This window comes from Aneurinibacillus sp. XH2, assembly GCF_001439585.2.
Taxonomy (GTDB): domain Bacteria; phylum Bacillota; class Bacilli; order Aneurinibacillales; family Aneurinibacillaceae; genus Aneurinibacillus; species Aneurinibacillus thermoaerophilus.
Genome location: NZ_CP014140.1, coordinates 1524733 through 1543701, shown reverse-complemented (window position 1 = coordinate 1543701; position 18969 = coordinate 1524733). Strand labels below are relative to the sequence as shown.

Below are 18969 nucleotides of genomic sequence, written 5' to 3'. Positions count from 1 at the left end.
TCATAAAAAAACCGAACCAGTCACTTGTTAATATTATACATGATGCGTCAGAGAAAAAACAAGTGCTATCATCTGTTACTATGTACGCCTAGCATGCTAAATATGTAAAACAAAAAAAGAGCAGGAAGACGTTTCATACTCTCCTGCTCCTTTTTTCTACATTATTATTTAAATAGACCTTTCACATAGTCTCTCTCTTCTTCGGTAAGTTCGACGAGTGGTAGACGTACCCCGCCGACGTCAATGCCTTTAAGAGCGAGTGCCGCTTTTACCGGAGTCGGGTTGGCTGCAATAAACAGACCTTCGAATATCGGAAGCAGCTGTCGGTGCAATTGACTTGCTTTCACAATATCGCCGTCCACAAACGCTTCAATCATCTCAGCCATTTCCTTGCCGATGACATGGCTCGCAACGCTTACCACGCCTTTGCCACCGATGGACATGCATGGCAGCGTCATTTTGTCGTCGCCTGTGTACAGCACAAAATCATCTGCTGTGCGTTCAATAATTTCAGCCATCTGGCTTAAATCATCGCTCGCTTCTTTAATCGCGATGATATTTTCCACATCGTTCGCGAGACGAATCGTCGTCTCCGCTTTCATGTTAATAACGGAGCGACCCGGAATGTTGTATAGCATAACAGGAAGCTTTGTCGTTTGTGCAATGGTTTTAAAATGCTGATAAAGCCCTTCCTGAGACGGTTTGTTGTAATACGGCACAACCAGCATAATACCGTCCACGCCGCACTCCACCGCTTTTTGCGTTAACTCGATCGAAGCCGCTGTATTGTTGCTGCCTGTGCCCGCAATCACCGGAATTCGTCCGCCTACAATTTCCACTACATGGCGATACAAATCGACTTTTTCCTGACCTGTAAGCGTCGGTGACTCACCGGTCGTCCCCCCCACCACAAGGGCCGTCGAACCGTTGGCAATTAAATGCTCAACCAATTCTTCGGCTTTCTTTTTGTCCACATTCAACTGTGCATCGAACGGGGTGACCATTGCCGTTACTAATCGTCCTAAATCAATCACAGTTATCCTCCTCAAAATTGTACCTTATCAAGGTCAAACGCTTTGTGCAACGCACGCACCGCACGCACCATATCCACTTCGCGGACAAGCACCCAGATCGTGGTATGGGAATCGGCAGACTGCAGAATCTGGATGTCTTCTTTCGTCAGCGCTTCAACGATGCGCGCCATAACACCGGGAACGCCAGCCATTCCGGCACCGATGACAGATACTTTCGCGCAATGGCGAGTCAAAAGTGGTTCATACCCCATCTCCTGTAAAATACCAACCGCTTTCTCTACTACTTCATCGCGTACCGTATAAGCGACGCCACGCGGATTGACGTTAATGAAGTCGACGCTAATCCCATTCTCAGCCATCGCTTTAAATACCCGCATTTGCAGATCATATTCGCCCTCTCTGGCCATCACTTTAATCTGTGTTACGTTAGGTACATGCGCAATACCTGTGATCAGCCGATCGTTCATTTCACCTGCCAAACGATTGACTTCCGCCACACTTGTCACAAGCGTGCCCTCGTCATCTGAAAACGTCGAACGAACACGAATCGGCGTATTTGTCTGCATCGCGATTTCCACCGCGCGCGGGTGAAGCACTTTTGCTCCTTGGTACGCCATGTTGCAAATTTCCGTGTACGTAATGGTAGACAGCGAGCGAGCTTCCTCTACAATCCGCGGGTCCGCCGTCATAATACCGTTCACGTCTGTAAAAATATCGACCATCTCCGCTTTCAAGGCGACACCCAGCGCTGTAGCTGACGTATCGCTGCCACCGCGACCAAGCGTTGTTGTATCCCATTCGGTCGTCCGGCCTTGAAAGCCGGTTACGATAACCACTTTGCCCTGTTCCAGTTCACGCTGAATGCGCTGCGGATTAATCGTTAAGATCTGGGCATTTGTATAGTCATCATTTGTCAAAATGCCGGCCTGGCCGCCTGTAAGTACAATCGTATCAAGCCCCTTGGCGTTTAGCATACTGGCCATCGTCGCGGCCGAAATGACCTCGCCGCACGCCATCAGCATATCAAGCTCCCGCTTACCGAGAGTGTTCCCATTTTCTTTAATCAAATCAAGTAAAGTATCGGTCGCGTACGGATCGCCTTTTCGCCCCATAGCAGATACAACGACGCATACTCTGTACCCTGTTTCCAGCGCTTTAAGAATGTGGTAAATCGCACGCTCTCTTTTTTCGGCGGTCGTCAAAGACGAACCCCCGAATTTCTGGACAATTATTCTCATGCTGCTCTCATTGCTCCTTAATTAAGTTCCGTTTCACAAGTTCCTCGGCGATTTGCACTGCGTTCCATGCCGCACCCTTTAACAGGTTATCGGAAACAATCCACATATGCAAGCCCCGCGGATTGTCAAGATCGCGGCGCAGGCGACCGACGAACGTTTCGACTTTATCAGCCGCATCGATCGCCATCGGATATACCTGTTCTTCGGGATTATCCTGAACAACAATGCCTGGCGCGTTCGCAAGGAGTGAGCGTACTTCCGCCAGGTCATAATCGTTTTTAAGCTCTACATATACGGACTCCGAATGACCTTTGATAACCGGAATACGTACGCATGTCGCAGCGACCGCGATCGAGTCATCAGAAAAAATTTTCTTCGTTTCGCGCACCATTTTCATCTCTTCATTCGTAAAGCCATTATCCAAGAACACATCAATTTGCGGAATGGCATTAAAGGCGATTTGATGCTTTTTCGGCAGTGATCCGACCGGCAATACTTCTTTTTTCACTTCTTCGCCGCGAATAATCGCTTCCGTTTGGTTGCACAGTTCCTGAATCGCCTTGGCCCCTGCACCGGATACCGCCTGATAAGTAGACACAATAATACGCTCAATTCCGTATTGTTGACGCAACGGCTCCAGAGCAACCACCATCTGAATTGTTGAGCAATTCGGGTTAGCGATAATACCATGATGCTCCTTGAGCGCATCCGCGTTTACTTCCGGTACAACAAGCGGCACATTCGGGTCCATGCGGAACGCGCTTGTATTGTCGATGCAAATCGCGCCACGCTTTGCCGCTTCCGGGGCGAGCGCCTTGCTTACGCTGCCGCCTGCGCTAAACAGGGCGATTTGTACGCCTTCAAATGCGTCCGGAGTCGCTTCCTCAATAACGATATCTTCTCCTTTGAACTTAACTGTCTTACCAGCCGAACGGGCGGAAGCCAGTACCTTCAAAGACGTAAGTGGGAATTGCCTCTCCTCCAGCATCTTCAGCATCTGTTCTCCTACTGCGCCAGTAGCACCTACAACTGCAACATGATATCCATTCTTTTTCTCCATCTTCCCCACTCCTTCGCATTTTACTGAACATATTGCACAGCCTACATAATATTTTTATAGATGAAAATAGCAAAAATTACTATTGCATATAGCGGTATTTCTCCACCAACATCGGTTGAAGCTGTCTTCCTTCGAGCGCCGCTTCGCACGTCTCCTTAAGCAGTTCCATGCGGGCGACAAGAGAATTCGGCTTTTTGTCCGGCGCATCCTGGCCGTACGGCACCATGTAAATATTCTTGGTTGCAACAAGTTTTGCAATATTCGCCGCATTCAGACCGAGTCCGTCGTTCGTCGATATCGCGATGACGACCGGCCGCAAGTTGCGAAGCGTTGCTTTTGTCGCCATCATTACTGCGCTGTCCGTCATTGCATTGGCAAGTTTGCTGATGGACGTGCCCGTGCAAGGGGCAATGATCATAAGGTCCAACTTTTTCGACGGTCCGAACGGCTCCGCGTCCACAATCGTCGAGATAATTTCATTTCCGGTAATCGCGCGCAATTGCGCCTGCCAATCGCTAGAATTGCCAAAACGGGTATCCGTCGTAGCCACCGTATGGCTAATAACAGGAATAATGTTCGCGCCTGCATCTACCAACCTTTGAATCTCTGGCATTACTTCTGCAAATGTGCAATGCGAACCTGTCAGCCCGAAGCCGATCGTTTTACCCTTGAGATCCATTTTGATTCCTCCCGTTTACCATTTGTTCAAAAACGAGACGTGACAGTATATTGGCAGTAATCTGTCCCGCTGTTTTCGGAGCAACGATTCCAGGTAAACCAGGAGCAAGGATCGCTTTAATCCCCCTCTTCTCCGCATACCGGAAATCGGTGCCGCCCGGTTTGGAGGCCAAATCAATAATTAAAGCGTGGTGTTGCATATTGGCAATCACCTTTGCTGTAATGACAAGGTGGGGGATCGTATTAAAAATCAAGTCCGCGTCATCAACATGTTGGCTTAGTTCATCGATATGGAATGGGGTCAATCCCATCTCGAAGATACGGGCCAAATCTGCCGACTTGCGGGCACCCACGCGCACGTGAGCACCAAGCGCGTGCAAAACGCGCGCCATGGATAAACCAACCCGGCCCAATCCGAGAACCAGACTGATAGAGTTATGAATAGTAAAATCAGTATTTTGGATTGCCATCATAAGCGCGCCTTCCACTGTGGGAATGGAATTATAAATCGCCACATCATCACGGTTCAGAAATTCCTGCAAACTGAGATTGTGAAGCGCAGCCATGTTTCTCAGAAAGCTGCGGGCCATCCCCGTATAAATGCAGCAGCGGGAAGGAAGCACCGTCAAAAGCTCTTCCGTTAATTGCAGGGGTTTAGAACAAAAAATACTTTCAACATACCCCTTATCGTCCGACCCTACAATCGGTAGAATCAAAGCATCCACATCGCGCAAGACATCAGCAGAAAGCGGACGCTTCACCGCTCCAGTGAAGTTGCTCTCCCAATTATCAAAGCCGATGAGGGTTACCGCGGCATCCAATTCGATAAATTTCTTGATGACTTCAAGCTGGCGGGCATCGCCCCCGATGAAGGCAGCATGAATTCCTGTCAGCATAAGATAACCCCTTTCAAACCATTTTACTGCAAACCTGCGCCAAGATAAAGCACAAAACGACCGCCGCAGCCATGGTTTCCCGAAATTCGTTGCATTTCTACCCTCATCGTATTCGTAGGTGCCCGGTGTGGTGACAAATGCCCACCCATCCTTTCCACTATTCTTTTATCAACGTTCCCGGCTTCATTTCGATAATAATCATTTCGCTTCCGATTTTACGGATGGCTTTCCACGGAATCATCATCTCTTCTTTTTTCTTGCCAAATCCAAGTAAACCGCTTGCCGGAATAATAATGGACTCGATTTTGCCCGTATCTGGATCAATAACCAGATCGGATTGCCCCACTACCCCCATTCGCTCACCATTATCCAAATCAATAATTTCTTTTCCGCCAAGTTCGCTGTACCGCATTGAACCGCCTCCCCGCATGCTGAATTTGCTTTTATACAATATAAATAGATAAAACAAGGGGAGGACATTCGTCTTTTCCACAATTAAAAAAAGAGGAAGAAAAACATCTCCCTCTTTCTTTACACTCCTGTATGTCCAAAGCCTCCGCTACCGCGCTCTGTTTCTTCAAGCCTGTCCACTTGCTTCAGATGCACGCGCGGCACCCACTGAAATACAAGCTGGGCGATGCGGTCTCCCCGCTCAATCACAAACGGCTCCGATCCGTGGTTAATTAAAATAACGCCGACCTCTCCCCGGTAATCCGCATCAATGGTACCGGGCGAATTCAGTGTGGTAATTCCTTTTTTGTATGCCAATCCGCTGCGCGGACGCACCTGTGCTTCCAAGTTCGCTGGCATCGCCATCGCAAAACCGGTCGGAATCAGCGCGCGCTCACCGGGCTGAAGCGTTACGGGAGCGTCTACCGCGGCTTTAAGGTCAAAGCCGCTCGCAAGCTCCGTCATTTTCTCAGGCAAACCAATGTCTTCGTTACCAGGAAAAACCGTGATCTTTACCGTTACATCTACATTAGCATCGTACAAAGATATCGCTCCTCATATAATCTGGAATTGCTTCAAGCGGACTAACAAGCGCCATTGCCATCGGCTGTGAAAAGATATCTTCCGCTACTTTTTTCACATTCTCTAGTGTAACATTTTCCACACGCTGAATCATTTCGTCCAGCTCTATATGACGCTTAAGTAAAAGCTCATTTTTGCCGAGACGACTCATGCGGCTGTTGGTGCTCTCCAAGCTCAGCATCAAGCTGCCTTTCAACTGCTCTTTCCCTTTCTTCAGTTCTTCGGCCGTAATCCCCTTGTCACGCAATTCGGCGACCGTATGTATCATTACGTTATATACTTCTTCAAGCTGCTTGGTCGCCGTTCCGGTATACAGCGTAAATGTACCTGCATTTTTAAATGCGGAATGGTAAGAATATACGGAGTAGGCCAACCCGCGTTCTTCACGTACTTCCTGGAACAGACGCGAACTCATACTACCGCCGAGCACGTTATTCATCAAAATTAACGAATAAATGTCCTTGTGTCCCACCTCATATCCGGGAAATGAAAGACAAAGATGCGCTTGTTCCGTATCTTTCTGCTTGCAAATCGCGCCAGCTGTAAAATCCGGTTTTACATCCGGTGTTAGTTCTTTAGTAACGCGCTTGTATCCGGAGAAATAGCGAGAAATTTCGCTAAGCAGCTTATCCGATACATTGCCTGCTACCGCAATCACTGTTTGCTCCGGCGTATAACGCGCCTCTATGTAACGGTGGATATCATTGCGAGTAAGACGATTCAGCACTTCCTCCGTGCCAAGAATACTGTAACCGAGCGGGTGGGTCTCATAACACGCCTTAGCCACGATATCGTGTACTAAATCGTCAGGTGTATCATCATACATGCGGATTTCTTCAATTACCACATTTTTTTCCTTTTGTAATTCCTGCTCATCAAATACCGAATTAAAATACATATCGGCCAAAATATCAAGCGCGACCGCCGCATGCTCATCAAGCACCCGCGCATAATAGCATGTATACTCTTTGGAAGTAAAGGCATTCACGTGTCCGCCAATTTGGTCAAATGCTTCGGCGATTTGTTTGGCCGACCGCGTTGCTGTGCCTTTGAAAAGCATATGTTCAATAAAATGAGAAATTCCGTTCCATTCTATGCTTTCAAATTTCGACCCTGTTCCGATCCAAACACCAAGGGCTACAGAGCGAACCGTTGGAATTTTTTCGATAATGACGCGCACGCCGTTTTCTAGCGTGTATTTTTCTATCACTACGCCTTCCTCCTCCAGATGACAAGAATGTCACATATTTTCTTACTATAGCAAACTTATGTTTTTCACTCAATAGGGGGAACGCGCCTGGTAGATAGGGTTTCGCTTACCGTGCCGAGCGCCAATTTCTTTTCTTTTATATACTGAATGAGCCGTGGAAGTGCTTCGGCGGTCGGAGACGTTGGATGCATCAGAATGAGAGCGCCATTATTGATTTTTGGGACAACTGTACGGAACCATATTTCTGGAGATGGTTTACGCCAATCCACTGTATCCGCCGTCCAAAGAATTGTCTTCAAATGATAACGCGCGGCCATATTAACGACCCGTTGGTCAAAATCTCCAGAAGGAGGTGCGAATAACGTCGGTGTAATCCCTGTCGCTTCTGTAATTACCGCGTTTGTTTTTGTGATTTCCTGTTCGATCCTTGTTAAAGAAAGCTTGCTCATATTCGGATGCGAATACGCATGACTGCCAATTTCATGGCCTGATTGGACAATTTTTTTCGCTTCGTCCGGATATTTTTTCGTCCAACTGCCGTCCAAGAAAAACGTTGCTTTTACATTTTCTTTCTCAAGCGTCTTTAAAATAGAATCCAAGTATTCATTCCCCCAAGCAACGTTAATCATAATTGAAACCATTGGCTTGGCCGGATTTCCACGATAGATAGGAGCCGGAGACAGTTGGTCAATCTGGACGGACGGCTCAACTTCGCGGTAAACAATAAGTGACTCGTCCCATTTGCCAGCATGAAGCATCCGCTTTATGCTCGCTTCTTCGTCAATAACCAATCCGTTATAGCCGGGAATCCCTTTCCAAATCGGATCAATGCGCGCGTCCACCGGAGGGACATTTTTCGTTCTCGCAAGCTCCTTTATCTTTGCCTCCCATTGCACCATTTGGGTCTGAAGCGTCTCCTGATCCTTTTTGCGTGATGCAATATAGGAATTTACGGGTTCCGAAGTCATAACACTATATAAAAGAAAAGTAAAACAAAGCACCGCAAGCAATCTTTTCATGATATCCACCACTCCCGCACACCAATAGGTTTGTACCATCGTATGCGGACAAAGCAGAAAAATGACTATAGCTAGCAACAAATATGCTTTTTTCTGTCCTATTTGATAGAATATAAAAAATTAAATAGCGACTGACTCAGAGTCACACGTCGCTATTTTCTGGCTTACTGTTTATTGTTAACCTGAGCGGCCGCTCGTTCTTTTTGCTTTTGTTCTTTTAATACCGCTTTATGCGAAAGATTAATACGGCCTTGATTATCGATCTCCGTAACTTTTACCATTAGTTTATCCCCAATGGCTACGACATCTTCTACTTTGCCTACGCGCTCTTCCGCAAGCTGGGAAATGTGAACAAGCCCCTCTTTGCCGGAGAATAGCTCCACAAACGCGCCGAATTTCTCGATGCGCTTCACGGTGCCATTATATACTTGTCCGACTTCAACTTCACGCACAATATCTTCGATGATGCGCTTCGCCTTTTCGTTCATTTCCGAATCCACGGAAGCAATATAAACGCGGCCATCCTGTTCAATGTCGATTTTCACGCCAGTTTCTTCGATAATCTTGTTGATGACACGGCCGCTTGGCCCGATAACATCACGGATTTTGTCCGGATTGATACGCAGAGTCGTAATTTTGGGCGCATACGGTGACAGCCCTTTGCGCGGCTCCTTGATCGCCTCTTCCATTTTGTCGAGAATAAACAACCGGCCTTCGCGTGCCTGCTTGAGCGCCTGCTCGAGAATTTGACGGTTAATTCCTTCAATCTTAATGTCCATCTGTAGCGCGGTAACACCTTTACGTGTGCCTGCCACTTTGAAGTCCATATCGCCCAGATGATCTTCCATCCCTTGGATATCCGTCAAAACGCTGATATGCTCGCCATCTTTTACAAGCCCCATCGCGATACCGGCTACCGGAGCTTTAATCGGCACCCCGGCCTGCATCAACGCCAGTGTGCTTGCACAAATACTTGCCTGGGAAGTAGAACCGTTCGATTCAAGCACTTCGGACACAAGGCGAATCGTATAAGGGAACACATCTTCGCTTGGAATAACCGGCTCCAGCGCGCGTTCACCCAACGCACCATGCCCGATTTCACGGCGTCCCGGCGCGCGCAATGGACGGGCTTCTCCTACGCTATAAGGTGGGAAATTATAGTGGTGCATAAACCGCTTCGATTCTTCAAGGCCGAGGCCATCGAGAATTTGCACATCACCAAGCGCCCCAAGCGTACATACGCTAAGCACCTGGGTTTGTCCGCGCGTGAACAGACCGGAACCGTGCGTGCGCGGCAACAGGTCGACCTCGCAGGAAATCGGCCGGATTTCATCCAGCGCACGACCATCTGGACGAACTTTTTCATGCGTAATAAGACGGCGCACTTCTTTTTTCACAATGTCATGCAAAATTTCTAGCAACATCGCTTCCTGTTCCGGATAGATTTCCGCGAAATGCGTGAGCGTTTCTTCATTAATCGCCTCAATCGCGTCGTAGCGCGCCTGCTTTTCCTCAATCCGTACCGCTTCAAGCAGTCGGGCTTCCGCATATTCTTTAACGGCTGCCTCCATCTCCGGATCGATGGAATGCAGTTCCACTTCCATTTTTTCTTTACCGACTTCGGCAACCATTTTCTCAATTTCTTTTACGATTTTGCGAATTTCTTCATGGCCATACATGATCGCTTCTAACATCGTTTCTTCCGGCACTTCGTTAGCGCCTGCTTCCACCATGTTGATTGCGTCATACGTACCGGCTACAGTTAGGTGTAAATCGCTTTTTTCCATCTGTTCGACGGTCGGATTGATGAAGAACTCGCCATTTACACGGCCTACAATAACGCCGCCGATCGGTCCATGAAACGGAATGTCAGAAATGGAAAGCGCGGCGGACGTTCCAATCATGGCGGCAATTTCTGTTGAGCAATCCTGATCTACGGATAGCACCGTATTGACAACCTGCACTTCATTGCGAAAACCTTCCGGGAATAGCGGACGGATCGGACGGTCAATCAGACGGCTCGCCAACGTTGCTTTTTCGCTTGGACGTCCCTCACGCTTAATGAAACCGCCCGGGATTTTTCCAACGGCATATAACCGCTCTTCATAGTTTACTGTAAGCGGGAAAAAATCGAGTTGAGACGGCTTTTTGGATGCCGTTACCGTACTCAGTACCGCAGAATCGCCATAGCGGACGAGCACCGCTGCGTTGGCCTGCTTAGCGAGTTTGCCGTATTCGATCGACATTTTTCGTCCCGCAAGGTCAAACTCGTATATTTTCACATCCATATCCATAAACCTATAAATGCCTCCTCTCTTGCTCAACAAAAAGTATCATTTCGTCATTTTTTTAGTATCTCCTGCACTGAATAGAAATAATAAGGAAAAAATGTATCCAAACATATCCAAAATTTTCAGGCATGAAAAAAGCGGGGAAACCCCGCTTTTGCTTATCGGCGCAAGCCTAATTTGTCAATTAACTCACGGTAACGAGCAATGTCCTTATCTTTCAGATAAGCAAGCAAGTTGCGGCGTTGACCTACCATCTTCAGAAGACCACGACGAGAATGGTGGTCTTTCTTGTGCACGCGCAAATGCTCGTTCAGGTAGTTAATTTTCTCAGTAAGGATAGCGATTTGTACTTCTGGAGATCCTGTATCAGATTCATGAGTACGGAATTCCTGAATCAGCTGTTGCTTCCGTTCTTGCGTCAGTGCCATCCTGTTCACCTCCTCATAAAAATCCCCAATGCCCTAGAAAACCGTCGGTGAGTCGATCTTCCAAGCCATGGTTATTAACTTAACGAAACATATTATATCATACGCACAAGATAGAGTAAACCCCTGTCCCTACACAATTGAATATTTCGCAAACTGTTTTTTCACCGTTTCGACATCTTCGTGAATCTGCACAACCAGCGCGTCGACACTGGAAAACTTCTGTTCTTCGCGAATAAAAAACCAAAACTCTACTTCTATCGCTTTGCCGTAGATATCACCCGCAAAATCAAACAGATGCACTTCCAGCGACTTTTCTTTCCGCTCGTTTTCAAACGTGGGCTTAATTCCCACGTTCATGACACCATAATACGTTTTATCTTCCAGTTCGACACGCACACCGTACACACCGTTCCGCGGAACGATGTATGGAGCAGACAGCTGGATATTGGCTGTCGGAAATCCGATGGTTCGCCCACGTTTTTCCCCGTGCACAACAGTGCCGCGCACCCGGTATGGACGACCAAGGAATTGTGTCGCTTCAACAATTTTTCCACTGTACAAATATTCACGAATCAACGTGCTGCTAATTTTTTCGCCGAACCGGTTTACCGGTGCAATCACCTCAACGCCGTAGCGGCCGTTCGCGTGTTCTTTGAGCGTAATGGCCGTACCTTTCCCCCTATGTCCGAACGTATAATCAAATCCGACCACTACATGTTTAGGACAAAGCTGCACCAAAAACTCGTCAATGAAGTCCTCCGGATAAATGGCGGCGAACGAAATGTCGAAATAAACAACGTAAGCAATATCTACCCCCATTTTCTTCATCTGTTCAAGCTTTTCATCGATAGGCGTTAAGTACTGGGTATACCCGCTTTGACCAAGCACTTCGCGCGGGTGTGGATCAAATGTCATAACCGCCGACTTTACGCCGAGCGATTTCGCTATATCAATCGCTTTTTGAATAACGCGGCGATGTCCAACATGCACACCGTCGAAGTACCCCATAGCCAGTACGCACACCTCGCCCTGAAAATCAGGCGGCAGCGGATAATGCAAACGTTGAATTTCCATTTATGCCTCCCCCTCCGGAAACACTCTGACAGGTTTGGATTCGACACCTTTTTCTCTATCTATATCTATCACTTCGTGTAGCGCAAGAAAAGCTCCATCCGGGCTGTATAAGCGAAGCCTGTCCCCGATTTGCCAGTTACCGCCCTTCAAGTGACGCTGATTTAGTCCGTTGAGGATCGCCTTGACACGGCCTGCGGGGACTGTCACTGCCGGATACTGCGTCAGCCCTTGATCAAGTGAATACAGCAGTTCCGCAAGCCTCCCCTCGGCCTGAGCCTGTTCCACTTGTTCTAGCGTTACGCACTCGTCCAAAGTAAAGGGCCCGCTTTTAATGCGCTGCAAACGAGTCATATGGGCCGGAAACCCAAGCGCAGCACCAATATCGACGCACAGCGTTCGAATATACGTTCCTTTGGAGCATGTCACGGTGAACGTAACCTCAGGTTGTTCGCGCTCAAGCGCCATGTTTTCGATTGTCATCTCATAAACGGTGACGCGGCGCGGTTTCCTTTCTACCGTTTTGCCCTGCCGCGCCCATTCATGCAATCGCTTGCCGCCCACTTTTACCGCTGAATACATTGGTGGCACCTGTTCGAATTCGCCAATAAAGCGGGCGAGTACGGCGCGAACTTGCGCTTCGGTTAACGGTGGCTCGACGCTTTTACGCTCAACGACCACTCCGCTAGCGTCCTGCGTATCGGTCGCCGTTCCTATCTTCATCGTCGCCCGATACACTTTCGGCACCTCATGCAGATAATCTGCAACTTTGGTCGCCGGGCCGATGCAAATGGGAAGCACTCCGGTGACACCTGGATCCAGCGTACCGGTGTGGCCCACTCTTTTCATGCGCGTAATTCTCCGCACTTTCATTACGCAGTCGTGCGACGTCATTCCAGCTGGCTTGTATAAAGGAAGGATGCCTGAAAGTATGCTCATGCCCGCTCACCACATTTTCGCAACACCGCGCTTACTTTTTGTGAAACGACTGCTTTAACCTCCGCAAGTGTCCCTTCCACCGTGCAGCCGGCAGCACGAATGTGCCCGCCACCGCCCAGTGATTTGGCGATCGCCGCGACATCGACTTCACTGCGCGAACGAAAGCTGACTTTCACTTTGCCGCCCGCAACTTCTTTATACAGTACGCCTACTTCCACACCTTCGATGTTACGAGCATAAGTAACAAGCCCTTCCGTATCATCATTGCCCGCGCCTGTCTTCGCCATATCAGCGAGCGTAACGGTTAGGTAAGCGGCGCGGTCGCCGTCCATTAGTTCCAGCGTTTGCAAAGCACGACGCAATAGCTCGACATGCGCCTTTGTAATGGTCTCAAGCACCTGCTCTGCGATGCGCGCAGGTTCTACCCCGTGCTTCAATAATTCGGACGCAGCTTCCATCACGCGCGGCGTCGTATTGGAATAGCGAAACCCGCCGGTGTCCGTCAACAGACCGGTATACAGGCAAGTTGCCAATTCAGCGTTAATGGTAAGCTCCATAAATTTCACCAGATCAAAGATGACCTCCGCCGTTGCGGCCGCGTCTATACGCACCAGATTTACATCTCCAAATAAATCATTTGTGGGATGGTGGTCAATGTTAAGCAATTCGCATTTCGGAGCGAACCATGCCGCCACTTCCCCGATGCGGGCGAAATCAGCACAATCGCATGTAATAACGGCATCGTATGTATCGTGCTCTGTCCGGGTGGACATGTTCACAATCGCATCCGCCCCAGGCAAAAAACTAAATTTGGCAGGAGTTTCTCCTTCATTCACAAGCGTCACCCGCTTGCCGAGCTGGCGCAAAAGCCAGCCCATCGCAAGCAGGGAGCCGGTGGCATCCCCATCAGGATTTACGTGATTTACAACGAGAAAATGCTGATGCCGATGAATAAAACGTACAGCCGCTTCCAGGGATGCCTGATAGGAACTCATTGTCTGTCTTCCCCTTTTCCCTGATTAATTTGGTTCAGCAGCGACTCAATTCGACTGCCGTACTCAACGGATTCATCGAACTTGAACACCAAATCGGGCGTATGCCGGAGAGTAATGCGGCGCCCAATTTCAGAGCGCATAAATCCTTTCGCTTTTTCAAGAGCTCGCATCGTATCTACCTTCTGTTCATCTCCGCCGAGCACACTGATAAACACTTTGGCAATCGATAAGTCGCCAGATACTTCCACGCCGGTTATAGTAACGAATCCGATGCGCGGATCTTTTATTTCCTGTTGTAAAATTTGGCTTAATTCTTTTTTAATTTGTTCGCCTACACGATTCGTACGAATGTTGCCCATCATATTCACCTCGTTCTATCTGTGCTTGCGCAGCCAAGGTTATTGGGCGACTTCCTCCATGACGAACACTTCGAGGATGTCCCCTTCTTTGATGTCATTGAATTTTTCAATCGTCACACCGCACTCGTAACCCTGTGCCACTTCGCGCGCATCGTCTTTAAAACGCTTGAGCGTGTCGATTTTTCCTTCATAAATCACAATACCATCACGAATCACACGAATGCCGGCGTCGCGCTGAATTTTGCCGTCCGTTACATAGCAACCTGCGATCGTTCCGACGCGGGATACTTTAAATGTCTGGCGCACCTCGGCCTGACCGATCACCTTCTCTTCGTATACCGGTTCAAGCATACCTTTCATAGCCGCTTCGATTTCTTCGATGACCTTGTAAATGATGCGATGGAGACGAATATCGACTTTTTCCGCTTCCGCGGTCGCACGCGCGTTCGGTTCCGGACGCACGTTGAAGCCGATGATAATCGCGTTGGATGCAGAAGCCAAAATTACGTCAGATTCCGTAATTGCCCCGACGCCTGTGTGAATAATTTTTACGCGCACGCCCTCAATATCGATTCTTTCAAGCGAGCCGCGCAACGCTTCTACCGAACCTTGCACGTCCGCTTTGATAATGACGTTAATTTCCTTCATATCGCCTTCTTTGATTTGATTGAACAAATCGTCAAGCGATACGCGTGCGGAGGCGCGCAGTTCCTTTTCACGGCGGGTCGCTGCCCGGCGTTCACCAATTTGGCGCGCCATTTTTTCGTCCTCGAATACCATGAACTGGTCACCAGCCTGCGGCACGTCATTCAACCCGGTAATCTCCACTGGGGTGGACGGCGGAGCTTCTTTGATACGGCGGCCTTTGTCGTTCATCATCGCACGAACGCGTCCATACGCCGTACCAACAACGATCGGATCTCCGACTCTCAGCGTACCGGATTGCACAAGAACGGTCGCTACCGGACCTTTTCCTCGATCAAGCTCGGCCTCGATAACCGTGCCGCGCGCGCGCTTATTCGGGTTGGCTTTCAACTCTTGCACTTCCGCTACAAGCAAAATCATTTCCAAAATGTCGTCCAATCCTTCGCGCTTAAGGGCCGAAACGTGCACAAAAATTGTGTCACCGCCCCAATCTTCCGGCACAAGCCCATGTTCCATCAATTCCTGTTTTACTCGGTCAGGGTTGGCGGTCGGTTTATCCATTTTATTTACCGCCACAATAATTGGCACGTTGGCCGCCTTCGCATGGCTAATGGCTTCTACTGTCTGTGGCATAACACCGTCATCGGCCGCCACCACAATAATGGCGATGTCTGTAACCTGTGCGCCGCGCGCGCGCATCGTTGTGAACGCAGCGTGTCCTGGCGTATCAAGGAATGTAATTTTCTTGCCGTGTTTTACAACCTGGTATGCACCGATATGCTGCGTAATACCGCCGGCTTCCGTCGATGTTACGTTTGTCTCGCGGATGGCATCAAGCAACGTCGTTTTTCCATGGTCAACGTGCCCCATAATCGTAACAACCGGCGGACGTTCTTCTAAGCTTTCCGGATCATCCACTTCTTCGATATTTTCAAAATCACTATAGTCCACTTCGATTTTTTCCTCAACTTCAATGTCATAATCGGAGGCAATCAAATGGATGGTATCCAGATCAAGTTCTTGGTTAATCGTAGCCATTACGCCAAGTCCAAACAATTTTTTAATAATTTCGGAAGGTGATTTTTTAATTTTTTTGGCCAGCTCCGCTACCGTCATCGAACCGGATACAGTGATTTTATCCACCTTCACCTCCGGCTTTGGTTGTTGTGATTTACTTGGACGTTTAAGCGCTTTATTCGATTCAGCCGATTTTTTGTTATCGTCGAAACGTTTCGGGCGGGCGTTTGACTTCTGCATTGTTTTACCGCGACTCAAATGGTGACGATCTTCACGCGGCGGTTTTGCCCCCACTTTCGGCTTGTTACCCTGCTTACTTTTTCCATTTCCTTTGTTTCCTTGACTTCCGTTTCCTTTACCTTCATTTTTTACATTCCGTTTTGCCTGTTCTTGATTTTTCTCCATCTTACCACTCTTTTCCGTATCGCGCTTTTGTTGTTGACTGTCTGCGCGTTCTTTAACTTGTTTTAAATGTTGTTTTACCTTTTGCACTATGCTGTCTTCCAGCGTGCTCATATGGTTATTAACCGATATGTCAAGTTTATGAAGCAAATTAATTAGCTGCTTGCTACTAATGTCAAGCTGCTTAGCATACTCATACACTCTTAGCTTACTCATGTATCCACCCCCGACAGTTATTGGTGAATCAACTGTGTCAATCTTGCTGCAAAGCCGACGTCAGTTACGCCGATGACGACTCGTTGCTCCTTCCCAAGCGCAGCGCCGAGCGTACAGCGGTCGCCGTACGTCTCGCAGGGGACATGGTAACTGCTGCACTTATCCATTACCTTTTTGCGAGTGTTCGGGGATGCGTCTTCCGCCAAGATGACCAAGCGCACCTGTCCCTGGCGGATCGCTTTGATGACGAATTCTTCACCCGTAATAATCTTGCGGGCCCGCTGCGCGAGGCCGAGCATTTGCTCCACTTTGTTCATTTGCGCACAAGCCTCGCAAATTCGCGTTCTAGCTCCTCATACATTTCATCCGTCACTTCTGCCTTCAAGGCGCGATTGAGAAGCTTCTTCTTCTTCACAATTTCAAAAGCTTCCCAAGAACGGGAAACATACGCGCCACGCCCGGAGGCTTTGCCAGTTGGATCAATTTTGATTTCACCCTCCGGCGTCCGCACGATGCGCAGCAAATCGCGCTTATCGAACATCTCCTGGGTGGCGATGCATTTTCTTTGTGGAGTTTTTCTCGTTTTCACGAAAATCTACTCCCTTTCATCCCCGGCATTTGAAGCAGGTGCTTCTTCCACCGGCTTGTTTTCCTCTTCGTTCTCCTGTTCGTACGCCTCGTTCTGCATCCATTCGTCTTTCGACTCATCGGCTTTGTCTTTGGATACGACGGACACCGGCTCACTGTAGACAAAACCTTCCTCTGCGGCCTGGCTCTCGCTCTTAATGTCAATCTTCCAACCGGTCAGCTTAGCAGCTAAACGCGCGTTCTGTCCACGCTTGCCGATGGCGAGAGATAGCTGATAGTCAGGTACAATGACGCGCGTCATTTTTTCCGCTTCGTATACCGTTACGTGCATGACTTTGGACGGGCTAAGAGCATTGGCTACATACTCTGCGGGGTCTTCTGACCATTTCATGATATCGATCTTTTCGCCCTTTAGCTCCTGGACAATCGTCTGCACGCGCATTCCCTTAGGTCCAACACAAGCGCCAACCGGATCCACATTTGGATCGGATGAATATACTGCAATTTTGGAGCGATCGCCTGCTTCGCGCGCTACCGATTTAATCTCTACTACACCATCAAAAATCTCCGGCACTTCCAATTCAAATAGACGCTTGAGCAAACCCGGGTGCGTGCGAGACACAAAGATCTGTGGCCCCTTCGTCGTCTTTTCAACCTTCGTAATAAATGCTTTAACGCGATCTCCCTGCTTAAATGTCTCGTTCGGCATTTTTTCATTGAGCGGCATAAGCGCTTCTACTTTGCCAAGATCAATATAATAAAAACGATGATCCTGGCGTTGGACAATACCTGTTATAATATCTTGCTCACGATCGACAAACTCGTTATAAATAATGCCACGCTCAGCCTCACGAATGCGCTGCGTTACAACCTGCTTGGCCGTCTGTGCGGCAATGCGGCCGAAATCACGCGGCGTAACTTCCATATCAATAATGTCGTCAACCATGTAGTTAGGATCGATTTCTTGGGCTTCTTCGAGTGAAATTTGCGAACGAGGGTCTGTTACTTCTTCTACCACTGTTTTGCGGGCAAAAACTCGGACGTTCCCCAGCTCGCGGTTAATATCAACACGCACGTTTTGCGCGGAGTTAAAATTGCGTTTATAACCGGAGACCAGCGCCGCTTCAATCGCTTCAATTAGCACCTCTTTGCTAATTCCTTTTTCTCTTTCTATCTCGTTTAAAGCTTCAATGAATTCGGCATTCATCGTTATCCCTTATCCTCCTTTCAAACATTAAAACACAATGGCAAGCCGGGCACTGGCCACTTTTTCCCGTGGAATGACCACGCTTGTTTTCCCTTCTTTAATCTCCAATTGTTTTCCATCGTAAGATATGAGCTCGCCTTCGAACACTTTAGCTCCGTTAATCGGTTCGTATGTGGTAACATGCACATGCCTGCCCACGGCACGTTCAAAGTCTTTTTCTTTTTTCAACGGGCGCTCAGCTCCAGGAGAAGAAACTTCGAGAAAATAAGCTCCTGGAATCGGATCCGCTTCATCCAGCTTCTTGCTTAACTTTTCGCTGACTCGTCCGCAGTCCTCGATATCCACACCTCCTTCTTTGTCGATATAGACGCGAAGAAACCAGTTAGCGCCTTCTTTTGTGTACTCAATTTCGACAAGTTCCAAGTTTTCTTCTTCAAGAATCGGTGTGACAAGTTCTTCTGTCACGGCGATTACGTGTTGGCTCAAGAACATAAACCCCCTAAGCAAAGTTCGATAGAATCGTGCAGCAAATAGCTAGAACGCTTATTTGGCTAAAAGGAAAGAGTGGGTTTCCCCACTCTTCGCGTCATTAGATACGTATACTTAGTATTACCAAAACGCATTATAGCATAATTACCGCGTTC

At 48.4% G+C, this 18969-nt stretch carries 20 protein-coding genes; all 20 read right to left on the bottom strand.

From position 1 onward, the window contains the following. Window positions 1-164 precede the first annotated feature (164 nt). Window positions 165-1034 carry a 4-hydroxy-tetrahydrodipicolinate synthase gene (gene dapA, locus ACH33_RS07550; RefSeq protein WP_057898459.1) on the bottom strand — a complete coding sequence of 290 codons (870 nt, stop codon included), beginning with the start codon at window positions 1032-1034 and terminating at the stop codon, window positions 165-167. Window positions 1035-1045: 11 nt separating this feature from the next. Continuing rightward, a complete protein-coding gene (gene dapG, locus ACH33_RS07545) occupies window positions 1046-2272 on the bottom strand; it encodes an aspartate kinase (RefSeq protein ID WP_057898458.1) in 1227 nt (408 codons plus the stop codon). Between the two features lie 7 nt (window positions 2273-2279). After that, the gene (locus ACH33_RS07540) at window positions 2280-3332 is read right to left on the bottom strand and encodes an aspartate-semialdehyde dehydrogenase (protein ID WP_057898457.1); all 1053 of its coding nucleotides are present in this window, start codon (window positions 3330-3332) and stop codon (window positions 2280-2282) included. Window positions 3333-3411: 79 nt separating this feature from the next. Next, window positions 3412-4011, bottom strand: coding sequence for a dipicolinate synthase subunit B (locus tag ACH33_RS07535; RefSeq protein WP_057898456.1), 600 nt, complete (start codon window positions 4009-4011; stop codon window positions 3412-3414). After that, window positions 3995-4906 (bottom strand): dipicolinate synthase subunit DpsA, encoded by a 912-nt coding sequence (gene dpsA, locus ACH33_RS07530; protein WP_057898455.1) that lies wholly within the window; start codon window positions 4904-4906, stop codon window positions 3995-3997. The genes ACH33_RS07535 and dpsA overlap by 17 nt, the downstream gene beginning before the upstream one ends. Window positions 4907-5063: 157 nt before the next feature. Then, complete coding sequence (locus tag ACH33_RS07525) at window positions 5064-5318, bottom strand: YlmC/YmxH family sporulation protein (RefSeq protein ID WP_057898454.1); 255 nt, start codon at window positions 5316-5318, stop codon at window positions 5064-5066. 119 nt (window positions 5319-5437) lie between these two features. Next, the gene (gene dut, locus ACH33_RS07520) at window positions 5438-5899 is read right to left on the bottom strand and encodes a dUTP diphosphatase (RefSeq protein ID WP_057898453.1); all 462 of its coding nucleotides are present in this window, start codon (window positions 5897-5899) and stop codon (window positions 5438-5440) included. After that, complete coding sequence (locus tag ACH33_RS07515; RefSeq protein ID WP_057898452.1) at window positions 5886-7148, bottom strand: M16 family metallopeptidase; 1263 nt, start codon at window positions 7146-7148, stop codon at window positions 5886-5888. The genes dut and ACH33_RS07515 overlap by 14 nt, the downstream gene beginning before the upstream one ends. 65 nt (window positions 7149-7213) lie before the next feature. Further along, window positions 7214-8167, bottom strand: a complete 954-nt coding sequence (locus ACH33_RS07510) for a polysaccharide deacetylase family protein (RefSeq protein WP_057898451.1) — start codon at window positions 8165-8167, stop codon at window positions 7214-7216. Between the two features lie 164 nt (window positions 8168-8331). Continuing rightward, window positions 8332-10461, bottom strand: a complete 2130-nt coding sequence (pnp, locus tag ACH33_RS07505) for a polyribonucleotide nucleotidyltransferase (RefSeq protein WP_057898450.1) — start codon at window positions 10459-10461, stop codon at window positions 8332-8334. 155 nt (window positions 10462-10616) lie between these two features. Continuing rightward, on the bottom strand, window positions 10617-10886 hold the full coding sequence (rpsO, locus tag ACH33_RS07500) for a 30S ribosomal protein S15 (RefSeq protein ID WP_057898449.1): 270 nt from the start codon (window positions 10884-10886) through the stop codon (window positions 10617-10619). 129 nt (window positions 10887-11015) lie between these two features. Then, a complete protein-coding gene (locus tag ACH33_RS07495; protein ID WP_057898448.1) occupies window positions 11016-11960 on the bottom strand; it encodes a bifunctional riboflavin kinase/FAD synthetase in 945 nt (314 codons plus the stop codon). Continuing rightward, entirely contained in the window at window positions 11961-12896 is a 936-nt protein-coding gene (truB, locus tag ACH33_RS07490) for a tRNA pseudouridine(55) synthase TruB (protein ID WP_057898447.1), read from the bottom strand. Next, window positions 12893-13891, bottom strand: coding sequence for a DHH family phosphoesterase (locus ACH33_RS07485; protein WP_057898446.1), 999 nt, complete (start codon window positions 13889-13891; stop codon window positions 12893-12895). Before ACH33_RS07485 ends, truB begins: the two co-directional genes overlap by 4 nt. Then, window positions 13888-14250, bottom strand: a complete 363-nt coding sequence (gene rbfA, locus ACH33_RS07480) for a 30S ribosome-binding factor RbfA (protein ID WP_057898445.1) — start codon at window positions 14248-14250, stop codon at window positions 13888-13890. The genes ACH33_RS07485 and rbfA overlap by 4 nt, the downstream gene beginning before the upstream one ends. Before the next feature lie 39 nt (window positions 14251-14289). Continuing rightward, entirely contained in the window at window positions 14290-16530 is a 2241-nt protein-coding gene (gene infB / locus ACH33_RS07475) for a translation initiation factor IF-2 (RefSeq protein WP_057898444.1), read from the bottom strand. A gap of 17 nt (window positions 16531-16547) precedes the next feature. After that, a complete protein-coding gene (locus ACH33_RS07470) occupies window positions 16548-16847 on the bottom strand; it encodes a YlxQ family RNA-binding protein (protein ID WP_057898443.1) in 300 nt (99 codons plus the stop codon). Further along, window positions 16844-17119: an RNase P modulator RnpM gene (gene rnpM, locus ACH33_RS07465; RefSeq protein ID WP_082705944.1), complete on the bottom strand. Its 276-nt coding sequence runs from the start codon at window positions 17117-17119 to the stop codon at window positions 16844-16846. Before rnpM ends, ACH33_RS07470 begins: the two co-directional genes overlap by 4 nt. Before the next feature lie 6 nt (window positions 17120-17125). Continuing rightward, on the bottom strand, window positions 17126-18325 hold the full coding sequence (gene nusA / locus ACH33_RS07460) for a transcription termination factor NusA (RefSeq protein WP_057898442.1): 1200 nt from the start codon (window positions 18323-18325) through the stop codon (window positions 17126-17128). Between the two features lie 27 nt (window positions 18326-18352). Continuing rightward, on the bottom strand, window positions 18353-18811 hold the full coding sequence (rimP, locus tag ACH33_RS07455) for a ribosome maturation factor RimP (RefSeq protein ID WP_175493530.1): 459 nt from the start codon (window positions 18809-18811) through the stop codon (window positions 18353-18355). Window positions 18812-18969 lie beyond the last annotated feature (158 nt).